The organism is Brevundimonas sp. 'scallop' (genome assembly GCF_011045535.1).
Classification (GTDB): domain Bacteria; phylum Pseudomonadota; class Alphaproteobacteria; order Caulobacterales; family Caulobacteraceae; genus Brevundimonas; species Brevundimonas vesicularis.
In genome coordinates this window covers 1,795,265-1,805,966 of the sequence record NZ_CP039382.1, presented here as the reverse complement: position 1 = coordinate 1,805,966, position 10,702 = coordinate 1,795,265, and the positions used below count along the sequence as shown (strand labels likewise).

General features: G+C 65.3%; 13 protein-coding genes. 5 read left to right on the top strand and 8 right to left on the bottom strand.

Features of this window, described 5'->3' with window-relative positions:
• Positions 1 to 60 precede the first annotated feature (60 nt).
• The 7 genes from E4341_RS08930 to E4341_RS08900 all read right to left on the bottom strand — a co-directional run bounded on the left by E4341_RS08930 (position 61) and on the right by E4341_RS08900 (position 5,492).
• Positions 61 to 681, bottom strand: coding sequence for a RibD family protein (locus tag E4341_RS08930; RefSeq protein ID WP_165116703.1), 621 nt, complete (start codon positions 679 to 681; stop codon positions 61 to 63).
• Positions 681 to 1,151, bottom strand: coding sequence for a transcriptional regulator NrdR (gene nrdR, locus E4341_RS08925; RefSeq protein WP_039245113.1), 471 nt, complete (start codon positions 1,149 to 1,151; stop codon positions 681 to 683). The genes E4341_RS08930 and nrdR overlap by 1 nt, the downstream gene beginning before the upstream one ends.
• A 7-nt stretch (positions 1,152 to 1,158) precedes the next feature.
• The gene (glyA, locus tag E4341_RS08920) at positions 1,159 to 2,442 is read right to left on the bottom strand and encodes a serine hydroxymethyltransferase (protein WP_165116701.1); all 1,284 of its coding nucleotides are present in this window, start codon (positions 2,440 to 2,442) and stop codon (positions 1,159 to 1,161) included.
• A gap of 98 nt (positions 2,443 to 2,540) precedes the next feature.
• Positions 2,541 to 3,086 (bottom strand): GNAT family N-acetyltransferase, encoded by a 546-nt coding sequence (locus E4341_RS08915; RefSeq protein WP_205751258.1) that lies wholly within the window; start codon positions 3,084 to 3,086, stop codon positions 2,541 to 2,543.
• A gap of 32 nt (positions 3,087 to 3,118) precedes the next feature.
• On the bottom strand, positions 3,119 to 3,301 hold the full coding sequence (locus tag E4341_RS08910; protein ID WP_165116697.1) for a hypothetical protein: 183 nt from the start codon (positions 3,299 to 3,301) through the stop codon (positions 3,119 to 3,121).
• Positions 3,298 to 4,524: a 5-aminolevulinate synthase gene (hemA, locus tag E4341_RS08905; protein ID WP_165116695.1), complete on the bottom strand. Its 1,227-nt coding sequence runs from the start codon at positions 4,522 to 4,524 to the stop codon at positions 3,298 to 3,300. Before hemA ends, E4341_RS08910 begins: the two co-directional genes overlap by 4 nt.
• 131 nt (positions 4,525 to 4,655) lie before the next feature.
• Entirely contained in the window at positions 4,656 to 5,492 is an 837-nt protein-coding gene (locus E4341_RS08900; protein ID WP_165116693.1) for a class I SAM-dependent methyltransferase, read from the bottom strand.
• A 112-nt stretch (positions 5,493 to 5,604) separates the two neighbouring features.
• On the opposite strand from E4341_RS08900, the gene hemB reads away from it, so the two are divergent.
• Positions 5,605 to 6,603, top strand: coding sequence for a porphobilinogen synthase (hemB, locus tag E4341_RS08895; RefSeq protein ID WP_165116691.1), 999 nt, complete (start codon positions 5,605 to 5,607; stop codon positions 6,601 to 6,603).
• A complete protein-coding gene (locus E4341_RS08890) occupies positions 6,603 to 7,094 on the top strand; it encodes a GNAT family N-acetyltransferase (protein WP_165116689.1) in 492 nt (163 codons plus the stop codon). Before hemB ends, E4341_RS08890 begins: the two co-directional genes overlap by 1 nt.
• Before the next feature lie 3 nt (positions 7,095 to 7,097).
• On the opposite strand, the gene E4341_RS08885 is transcribed toward E4341_RS08890, so the two are convergent.
• The gene (locus E4341_RS08885) at positions 7,098 to 7,958 is read right to left on the bottom strand and encodes an NAD(P)-dependent oxidoreductase (RefSeq protein ID WP_165116687.1); all 861 of its coding nucleotides are present in this window, start codon (positions 7,956 to 7,958) and stop codon (positions 7,098 to 7,100) included.
• Between the two features lie 116 nt (positions 7,959 to 8,074).
• On the opposite strand from E4341_RS08885, the gene E4341_RS08880 reads away from it, so the two are divergent.
• The 3 genes from E4341_RS08880 to yaaA all read left to right on the top strand — a co-directional run bounded on the left by E4341_RS08880 (position 8,075) and on the right by yaaA (position 10,663).
• Positions 8,075 to 8,965: a flagellar motor protein MotB gene (locus E4341_RS08880; RefSeq protein ID WP_165116685.1), complete on the top strand. Its 891-nt coding sequence runs from the start codon at positions 8,075 to 8,077 to the stop codon at positions 8,963 to 8,965.
• 114 nt (positions 8,966 to 9,079) lie between these two features.
• The gene (locus E4341_RS08875) at positions 9,080 to 9,817 is read left to right on the top strand and encodes an arginyltransferase (RefSeq protein ID WP_165116683.1); all 738 of its coding nucleotides are present in this window, start codon (positions 9,080 to 9,082) and stop codon (positions 9,815 to 9,817) included.
• Between the two features lie 75 nt (positions 9,818 to 9,892).
• Complete coding sequence (gene yaaA, locus E4341_RS08870) at positions 9,893 to 10,663, top strand: peroxide stress protein YaaA (protein ID WP_165116680.1); 771 nt, start codon at positions 9,893 to 9,895, stop codon at positions 10,661 to 10,663.
• The last annotated feature ends 39 nt before the right edge of the window (positions 10,664 to 10,702 follow it).

Genomic DNA, 10,702 nt, shown 5'->3' with positions numbered 1-10,702 from the left:
CTCTGGACCCCTTGGGAGAAAAATACCGTCTAATTCGTCTAATCGTCTAATTGGACGGCGTCAGAGACGGGCGTAGCGTTCCCACAGATCGTCCCCGACGGGCTCGACGCCCAGGCGACGGAACTTGGGGGCGTCAGCCAGCTTTGCAAGAGCGAGAGCCGCAACGCAGGGCCTGCCCTCGCCGCCCAGCAGGATCGGCGCCCTGAACCATTCCAGCGCATCGACGGCATTGGCGCGCAGGAAGGCGGCCGCGATCTGGCCGCCGCCTTCGATCAGAAGCGAGGTTGCGCCGGCGGCTTCCAAGGCTTTCAGCACGGCGGGGATGGTGGGACGACCATCCTTGGCGTCGATCTGCACCACCTTGGCGGCGCCGATACTGCGCGGCTCCACAGCGGTCAGGATCAGGGTGTTTTCGCCCGCGACCTTCGCCGCCTGCGGCGTGCGCAGCCGGCTGTCCAGCACGACGCGCAAGGGCTGATCCACGCTGCGTCCCGGCAGGCGGGCGGTCAGTTCGGGATCGTCGTGCAGAACCGTCTCAACACCGACCAAGATCGCGTCGTGGGCGGCGCGCAGGCGGTGACCCTCCAGCCGCGCCGCTTCGCCGGTGATCCACTGGCTTTCGCCCGAGGCCGTGGCGATCCGCCCGTCCAGGGAGGTCGCCAGTTTCAGCGTGACCCGCATCAGGCCTTGCCGGACGGTTCGTCGAACCCTTCGTCGCCCAGGAACTTGGCGAAGTCGCCGGTGTGGCGGAAATCCTTGTAGACCGAGGCGTAGCGGACATAGGCCACCTCATCCACGCCCTTCAGCGCCTTCATGATGAAGTCGCCGACCGTGCTGGACGGGATTTCTGTCTCGCCCAGGCTTTCCAGCTGGCGGACGATCCGATTGACCATCTGCTCGACCTGATCGGCCTGGACCGGGCGTTTACGCAGCGCCACGCCCAGCGAGCGTTCCAGCTTGTCGCGATCGAAGGGCGTGCGCCGTCCGTTGCGTTTCAGAATGACCAGCTCACGCAGTTGCACGCGTTCGAACGTCGTGAAGCGCCCGTTGCAGTTCGGGCAGGACCGGCGGCGTCGAATGGCCGAGCCGTCGTCCGACGGCCGGCTGTCCTTCACCTGAGTATCCTGATGACCGCAAAAAGGGCACTTCATCAGGCGCTTATCCGTAGATCGGGAAGCGGTGCGTCAACTCTCGCACCTGGGCCGCGACGCCTGCGACCACGGCCGGATCGGCTTCGTCGCCGCCGTTCATCGACGAGACGACGTCGGCGATCCAGTGACCGATCTGCTTGAACTCTTCCTCACCGAAGCCGCGCGTGGTGCCGGCCGGCGTACCCAGGCGGACGCCCGAGGTGACGGTGAACGGCGCGGTGTCGAAAGGCACGCCGTTCTTGTTGCAGGTCATCAGCGCCTTTTCGAGCTCATGCTCGGTCGCCTTGCCGGTCACGCCCTTGGGCCGCAGGTCGACCAGGGCCAGGTGGCTGTCGGTGCCGCCCGAGACGATGGCCAGGCCGCGCTCGATCAAGACGCCGGACAGAGCCTGGGCGTTTTTGACGACCTGTTGGGCATAGCCCTTGAACTCGGGCTTCAGCGCCTCGCCGAAAGCCACGGCCTTGGCGGCGATAACGTGTTCCAGCGGGCCGCCTTGCAGGCCGGGGAAGACGGCGGAGTTGATCTTCTTGCCCAGATCAACGTCGTGGGACAGGATCATGCCGCCGCGCGGACCGCGCAAGGTCTTGTGCGTCGTCGTGGTGACGACGTGGGCGTGCGGGATCGGGTCCGGATAGGCGCCGCCGGCGATCAGGCCGGCGTAGTGCGCCATGTCCACCATCAGATAGGCGCCGACGCTGTCGGCGATCTCGCGGAAGCGCTTGAAGTCGATGTGGCGGCTGTAGGCCGAGGCGCCGGCCAGGATCAGCTTGGGCTTCTCACGCTCGGCCATTTCGGCGACGTGGTCGTAGTCGATCAGATGGGTGTCTTCGCGCACCTTGTAGGTCACAGGGCGGAACCACTTGCCCGACTGGTTCGCCGGCGAACCGTGCGTCAGGTGTCCGCCGCACGCCAGATCCATGCCCAGGAAGGTGTCGCCGGGCTGCAGCAGGGTGAAGAAGACCGCCTGGTTCGCCTGCGCGCCCGAGTGGGGCTGGACGTTGGCGAAGGCGGCGCCGAACAATTGCTTGGCCCGCTCGCGCGCCAGATCCTCGGTCACGTCGACGAACTCGCAGCCGCCGTAATAGCGACGACCGGGATAGCCCTCGGCGTATTTGTTGGTCAGGACGGACCCTTGCGCGTCCAGCACCGCCTGGGAGACGATATTTTCGGAAGCGATCAGCTCGATCTGCTCGCGCTGACGGCCCAGCTCGCCCTGAATGCCCTTGAAGACATCCGGGTCGGCGTCAGCGAGCGTCTTGGTGAAATAGGCGTCGTGGGTGAAGGCCGTCACGCTGGAATCCCCGGAAATCAGAAGCTGGCCTATCTATCCCCAGCCGGGCCTGACCACAACATCTTGTGGCGTGGCGTTGAATGGATAGCCTGCGGCGCCTAGGCGGTCGAAGCCTGCGGCGCGCGCCACTCGTGCCTTAGCGCGCCATAGATGACCATGTCACACAGGCCTTTGTGGGTCATTTCGTGCTCCCTCAGACAGCCCTCTCGAACCAGGCCGAGGCTTTCGGCCAGAGCGATGGATGCGACGTTCTCAACGTCGATTTCCGCGTAGACCCGCCGATGCCCCTCACGTTCCAAGAGGTAGGAAATCAGAGCCGTCATGCACTCCTTGGCTACGCCGCGCCCTTGACGGTCGATGACCGTGACATAGCCGACTTCAAACACCCCGTCGTCCCGACCGGGAAAAGCGACGTAGCGACCAGCGACGGCCCCTGTGGTTCGGTCTACGGCAATCCAGGTCCGACCGGGCCATGCGGGATCAGTCAGCCAATCCGCCAGTTCCGCTTCGCTGCGGAAAGCGCCGCGCGACATGTAGAGACACTGCGCGTCGTCAGACAGGGTGGGAAAGAGCGCAGCCGCATCCTGACGAACCAACTTGCGCATTTCGAAGCGCGGGGTGTGTAGGGTGGGCGTATCAAGCATCGCCATAGTCTAAGCGGCGATCATCACGCGCGCTATGTCGCCAAGGCCCGCCTCAGCTTGGCGATCGCCACCCGTTCGACGGCCTTGGGTTCATTGACCGGCCCCACGGCGCTGACCTCCCGGCCTGACGCGACATGGATGGCCGAGCATTTGAGGTAGAGGCCGTTGCGGGTGAATTCGACGATGACCTCTCCGAGGTCGTCGCCCGTCGTCATGCGGCGACGGGTCGGCGCGCCACGTTGCAGTGGGCGAACAGCTTGTCCATCGCCTGGACCAGATGATCCATCATTGCGTCGGTGTGGTTCGGTGACGGCGTAAAGCGCAGGCGCTCGGTCCCCTTGGGCACGGTCGGATAGTTGATCGGCTGGACATAGACGCCGTACTCGTCCAGCAGCATGTCCGAGATCATCTTGCAGTGGACCGGATCGCCGACGTGCACCGGCACGATGTGGCTCTCGCTTTCCATCACCGGGATGCCGGCGGCGGCGAAGCGGGCCTTGAGCGTCGCGGCGCGTTCCTGATGCTGGACGCGCAGTTCGGGGTGCGCCTTCAGGTGACGCACGGAGGCCAGGGCGCCGGCGGTCAGGGCCGGCGGCAGCGAGGTGGTGAAGATGAAGCCCGAGGCCCAGCTGCGCACCGCATCGATGATCATGGCGTCGGCGGCGATATAGCCGCCCATCACGCCGATCGCCTTGCCCAGGGTGCATTCGATGATGTCGATCTGGTCCAGCACGGCGTCGCGCTCGGCGACGCCCGCGCCGGTTTCGCCATACAGGCCAACCGCATGGACCTCGTCCAGATAGGTCAGGGCGCCGTATTTCTTGGCGAGCGCAATAGTGCCGGCCAGATCGGCGATGTCGCCGTCCATCGAATAGACGCTCTCGAATGCGATCAGCTTGGGCGCATCGGCCGGCGCGGCGGCCAGCAGGGCCTCCAGATGCGCCAGATCGTTGTGCATGAAGACGTGGCGCTCGCCGCCGCCGTGGCGGATGCCGGCGATCATCGAGGCGTGATTCAGCGAATCGGAAAAGGTGATCAGGCCCGGCAGGATTTTCTGCAGGGTCGACAGCGTCGCCTCGTTGCCGACATAGCCGGAGGTGAACAGCAGCGCCGCTTCCTTCTGGTGCCAGTGGGCCAGCTCAGCTTCGAGATCGACCGCCGAACGCGTGGTGCCCGAGATGTTGCGCGTGCCGCCGGCGCCGGCGCCTACCGCATCGATCTCGTTGTGCATGGCGTCCAGCACGACCGGGTGCTGGCCCATGCCGAGATAGTCGTTCGAGCACCAGATGACGACGTCCTGTTCGGAGCCATCCTCGCGGCGACGCACAGCCTGCGGAAACCGACCGCGCACGCGCTTCAGATCGGCGAAGACGCGATAGCGTCCTTCGCTGCGAACCTGCTCCACCGAGCTATTAAAGGCGGCGTTATAGTCGAACAAACTACGCGTTCTTTCGCTTATGGCGATGTCTTTGCGTTGTTTGCTCTCCCGAAGCGGCCTTGTCCATGTCCGCCGCATGGACAAAACGCCCCAAACCCTTAATTGATAACGGTTCTCAGTATCGAGATCGATCAGCCCGGCTTGCGGAAGCGATAGACGAACTGGTCCGTCTTGCCGCGGATCTTCTCGTCGAAGACATTCAGGCTGTGGTCGTCTGCTGGATTGGCGACGGCCTTGCTCTCACCCTCGAAGACAAAGCCGGCCGCTTCGACCTCGCGCTTCAGATAGTCGCCTTCGATGCGGTGCAGGGTCTGGACCGCCGAGATGCCTGTGCCAGGCGCGGCTTCATGGTCGATCAAAATGTAGCGGCCGCCGGGCTTCAGCGCCGCGAACACCGCCGCGTTCATCTTGGCTACGTCGGTGTTGAAGCCGGGGATGTGGAAGTCGTGGTATTCCTGGCTCATGAAGATCATGTCCAACGGCTCGGCGAAGGTCATGGAGTCCAGCAGGCCGTTGACGCGCGTCACGTTCGAATAGGCCGCGACAAGCGCATCGGCCCCGGCGTTCTCGCGCGCCATCGTCCGCTCGGGCACGAAGGCGTAGACCCGGCCGGTCGGGCCGACCACGTCGGAAAACAGGCGCGTGAAATAGCCGGCGCCGGGGCGAATGTCGGCGACCTTGTCGCCGGGCTCCAGTTGAGCGAAGGCGAGAATCTCAGCCGGGTGACGCAGCGGATCACGCGCGACTTCTTCGGCCGGACGCTTGGGATCGGCGACCGCATCGGCATAGAGACTGGAATAGCCCGCCGGCTGCGCGTCGGCCGCCGGGCTGACGACGGTCCGCTCGCCGCCATCCGAGTCGATGATGATGCAGCCGGACAGACCTGCTGCCAAAACCAGGGCCGTTGCACCCGCCGTCAATTTCCCGACCATCACCGTCTCCATCGATTTGTCGCGATAGGCTCGCATTTCGCCGATCCGCGCAAGCCGTCATCACGCACGAAACGATCCGACGCATCACGCGATTTGCGCACCGGTCGTTGCGGCGCTAGTCCGACGCTGGATTTTCCAAGGTCTCGCCATGCTTCCCTATCAGCCCGCCCCCTTCCCGCTCGCCCGTCCGCGCCGCCTGCGGTCCAGCCCGTGGGTGCGGCGGCTGGTCGCTGAAACGACCCTGACGCCGGCCGATTTGATCTGGCCGTTGATCGTCCATGACGGCGCTGAGGATCGCGCCCCGGTCGCCTCCATGCCCGGCGTGTTTCGGCTTTCCCCCAAGGCGGCGGCGTCGGCGGCGGTCGAGGCGCGCGACCTCGGCCTTCCGATGGTGGCTTTGTTCCCCAATGTCGATGGCGCGATCAAGGATGCGGTCGGCACCGGCGCGACCGACCCCGACGGCCTGATCCCCGACTGCATCAAGGCGATCAAGGACGCCGCGCCCGAGATCGGCGTCATGACCGACGTCGCCCTGGACTGCTACACCGACCATGGCCACGACGGGGTGATGGAAGGCGACCGGATCGCCAACGACGCCTCGCTGGACCGTCTGGCCGAACAGGCCTTCATCCACGCCCATGCCGGCGCCGATGTCGTGGCCCCGTCGGACATGATGGATGGCCGCATCCAGGCGGTGCGAGAGGCGCTGGAGGCCAACGGGTTTCAGGACACGCTGATCCTGTCCTACGCCGCCAAGTTCGCCTCGGCCTTCTATGGCCCCTATCGCGACGCGGTGGGCTCCTCGGCGATGCTGAAGGGCGACAAGAAGACCTATCAGATGGATTACGCCAACTCCGACGAGGCTCTGAAGGAGGTGGCGATTGACCTGTCTGAAGGCGCAGATGCGGTGATGGTCAAGCCGGGCATGCCGTATCTGGATATCGTGCGACGGGTGTCCGAGACCTTCCGCGTGCCGACCTTCGCCTATCAGGTGTCGGGCGAATATTCGATGATGCAGGCCTCCATCGCCAATGGTTGGCTGGACCAGGACCGTGCGATCCTTGAGACCCTGCACGGGTTCAAGCGCGCGGGGTGCGCGGGCGTGCTGACCTATTTCGCACCGCAGGCCGCACGGCTGCTGGGCTGATGGGCGTGGAGATCCGGCCGATCACGAAGGCTGACTGGCCGGGCCTGTGGCCGATCATCGAGACCGTCACCCGCGCAGGCGAGACCTATACCTATCCGTTGGACATGTACGAGGGGCAGGCGCGCGTCCTGTGGACGCCGCCCGCGCCGGGCGGAACCTTGGTTGCGGTCGAGAACGGTCAGGTGCTGGGCGCCGCCAAGATCATTGCGAATCAGCAGGGCAACGGCGCCCACGTCGCCAATGGCAGCTTCATGGTCGCGCCCGAGGCGCGCGGGCGCGGTGTGGCCCGCAGTTTGGGCAAGGCCGCGCTGGCTTTTGCGCGGGATGCCGGCTTTCGATCCATGCAGTTCAACGCTGTGGTCGACACCAATATCGTCGCGGTGGCGCTGTGGAAGAAGCTGGGCTTCGAAATCGTGGGCACGGTTCCTGAAGCGTTCGATCACCCGACGCACGGCCTAGTCGGCCTGCACATCATGCACCGCCGGCTCTAGGCGTCAGTCGCGGGGTTGCAGTCGCGCGGCCAGGCTGGAGGTGTCCCAGCGATTTCCGCCCATGGCCTGAACCTCGGCGTAGAACTGATCGACCAGGGCCGTCAGAGACAGGCGCGCGCCGTTCGTGCGCGCCTCGTCCAGCACCAGACCCAGGTCCTTGCGCATCCAATCCACGGCGAAGCCGAAGTCGAACTCGCCCTTGGCCGCCGTCTTCCAGCGATTGTCCATCTGCCAGCTTTGCGCCGCGCCCTTGGACACGGCCTCATAGGCGGCGTCGGTGTCCAGCCCCGCGACCTGGGCGAAGTGGACCGCCTCGGCCAGGCCCTGAACCACGCCGGCGATGGCGATCTGGTTGACCATCTTCGTCAACTGGCCTGACCCGGCCGGTCCCATATGTTTGATCGCCTTGGAATAGGCCTTCACCACGGGCTCGACCTTCGCCAGGGCGGCGGCATCCCCGCCAGCCATGACGCTGAGCTGTCCGTTCTCGGCGCCCGCCTGGCCGCCCGACACCGGTGCGTCGATGAACGACTTGCCCTGCTCGTTCGCCAGTTCGGCCATTTCGCGCGCCACCTTGGCCGAGGTCGTGGTGTGATCGACGATCACGGCGGCCTCCGACAGATGCGGCAAGGCCTCGGTCACGACGGCTCGCACGTCGTCGTCATTACCGACGCACAGGATGAACAGGTCGACGCCCCGCGCCGCCTCAGCCACCGTCGCCGCCGCCTTGCCGCCCGTCGTCGCCGCCCAAGCCTCTGCTTTTGTGACAGTCCGATTGAAGGCGGTCACATCATGGCCCGCCTCGACCAGATGACGGGCCATCGGGGCGCCCATGACGCCCAGGCCGGCGAATGCGATCTTCATGACAGGCTCCTTGATCCTGCCGTCGGACTAGGCCCCGCCGCGCCGGGGTTCAAGGTCAACGCCCGGTTAACCTTGGCCAGCCCACAATAGGACACCATTCGTCGGGGTGCGCGTCCATGTCCGTGAGCGATCGTCCGATCCTCATCAAGAAGGTGAAGAAGGTCTCCGGCGGAGGCCACCACGGCGGTGCGTGGAAGGTGGCCTATGCGGACTTCGTGACCGCCATGATGGCCTTCTTCCTGCTGATGTGGCTGATCAACACCACCGATCCGGAGCAGAAGCGCGGCATTGCCGAATATTTCGCGCCCGCCAGCGTGTCCGAGACGACCTCGGGCTCCGGCGGCATTCTGGGCGGCACATCGCTGGGCGACGATGGCGTCAAGAGCGCCGGCTCGCAGTCGGTGCTGGAAGAACTGGCGCCCGAGGCGCCCGCGACCGATCAGACGGGCTCCAGCCTGTCGTCCGCCAGCGACGCCGCTCTCCAGGCCGAAATCCAGAAGCGCGAGGCCGCCGAGTTCGCCAGCGCCGCCGAATCGCTGCGCCAAGCCATGCAGTCGATGCCGGAGCTGGCCGAACTGTCGAAACAGCTGATCGTGGACCAGACGCCCGAGGGGCTGCGCATCCAGCTGGTCGATCAGGAAGGCCGGTCGATGTTCGACAACAACTCTGCGCGCCCGAATGCCCGCGCCCAGGTGCTGCTGCGCGCCGTGGCCAAGGTGATCAACCAGTTGCCGAACCGCATCTCCATCACCGGACACACCAGCGCGGCGCCCGGCTCAAGCCGCGCCAGCGCACCTGCGGACTGGACCCTGTCGTCCGAGCGCGCCAACGGCTCGCGTCTGGTGCTGCAAGGTTCGGGCGTCGATCCCGACCGGGTTTATTCGGTGGCGGGCAAGGCGGGGTCAGACCCGCTCTATCCGGACGATCCGACCCTGGCCGGCAACCGCCGCATCGCCATCGTCCTGTTGCGCGAGGCGCCGGTCCTGCCGTCGGACACCTCGCTGTGATCCGGCTCGGCTGCAACGCGAACAGGCTTGCAGCCGGAACACGGATGACGCCAAATCGCGCGATGAGCGTTGTGTCGTCGCAATATTGGCAAGATCGGATGCGGACCTGAGGCCGTGACCCAGCACGTACCGACCCGACAGCTTCGCTTCTTCATGACCTCGGTCGCGCCCTGCCCCTATCTGCCGGGCAAGACGGAGCGGAAGGTCTTCGCCAACCTCCCCTTCTCGGACTGCGCGCACGTCAATGACGAACTGACGCTGGCCGGTTTTCGCCGCAGCCAGAACATTGCCTATCGCCCGGCCTGTGAGGCGTGCGACGCCTGCGTTTCGGTGCGGCTGCCGGTGCCGGAGTTCGCCTTCACCCGTTCGCAGCGCAAGGTTCTGGCCCGCAACGCCGACCTGTCGCGCGACCTGGTCGAAGCGGAGGCGACGACCGAGCAGTTCCAGCTTCTGCGCCGCTACCTGACCACGCGCCATCCGACCGGCGGCATGAGCGACATGGGCTGGCTGGATTACGTCGCCATGGTCGAGGACACGGCCGTGCGCACCCATCTGATCGAATACCGTCTGCCCTCCACCGATGGCGGACCGGGCGATCTGGTCGCCGTAACGCTGACGGACCTGCTGAAAGACGGGCTGTCGATGGTCTACAGCTTCTACGATCCGACGATGGAGCGGCGCAGCCTGGGCCGGTTCGCCATCCTGGATCATGTGCGCCAGGCCGCCATCGTCGGCCTGCCGTTCGTCTATCTCGGCTATTGGGTCCAGGGCTCGGCCAAGATGGATTACAAGGCCGACTTCCGCCCGATGGAAACTCTCGGCAAGCTCGGCTGGTCACGCCGGGACGCCTGACGCGCCCTTCGCCGCAGCCGGTTCAAATCGTCATCGAAGCATCCTATGTGGGCGGCGACATTACGGAGCCGCGTCTTGCTGATTGTTCTTTCCCCGGCCAAGCGCCTCGATTTCACCGAAGCCGATGCGGCCATTCCCGGCAGCGACCGCCGGTTCGTCGAAGATACAGCCAGCCTGTCCAAGACCGCCAAGCGCCAGACCAAGGCGGACCTGCGTCGGCTGATGGGGATTTCGGACGATCTGGCGACCCTGAACGCCGCGCGCTTCAAGGCTTTCGATCCTGAATCGACCGAGGGTGTTCAGGCGGCCTTCGCCTTTGCGGGCGATGTGTATGAGGGCCTGCGAGCGCGTGAAATGGACGCCGACGCACTGGCGTTCGCGCAGGATCATTTGCGCATTCTGTCCGGCTTTTATGGCCTGCTGCGTCCGTTGGACCGGATTCAACCCTATCGGCTGGAGATGGGCACGCGGCTGAAGACGCGTCGCGGAGCCAGCCTGTACGACTTCTGGGGCGACCGGATTTCTAAACAACTGAACGAAGACGCCGAAGGCCAGCCGGATCCGACGCTGGTAAACCTGGCCAGCCAGGAATATTTCGGGGCCGTCGATGCAAAGGCTCTGAAACTGCCTGTCGTCACGCCCCAGTTCCGGGAAGAGAAGAATGGCGAGAGCCGTATCATCTCCTTCTTCGCCAAGAAGGCGCGCGGGGCGATGGCGCGGTTCGCGATCGACGAACGCGTGGAACGGGTCGCCGACCTAAAGGCTTTCGACCGCGACGGTTATGCGTTCGACAAGGCCGCCTCGACCGACGCCGAGTGGATATTCATCAGATCGGGAAATTCTTGATCCCGACATCGACCTCCCGCTAATCTCGCCAAAACAAAC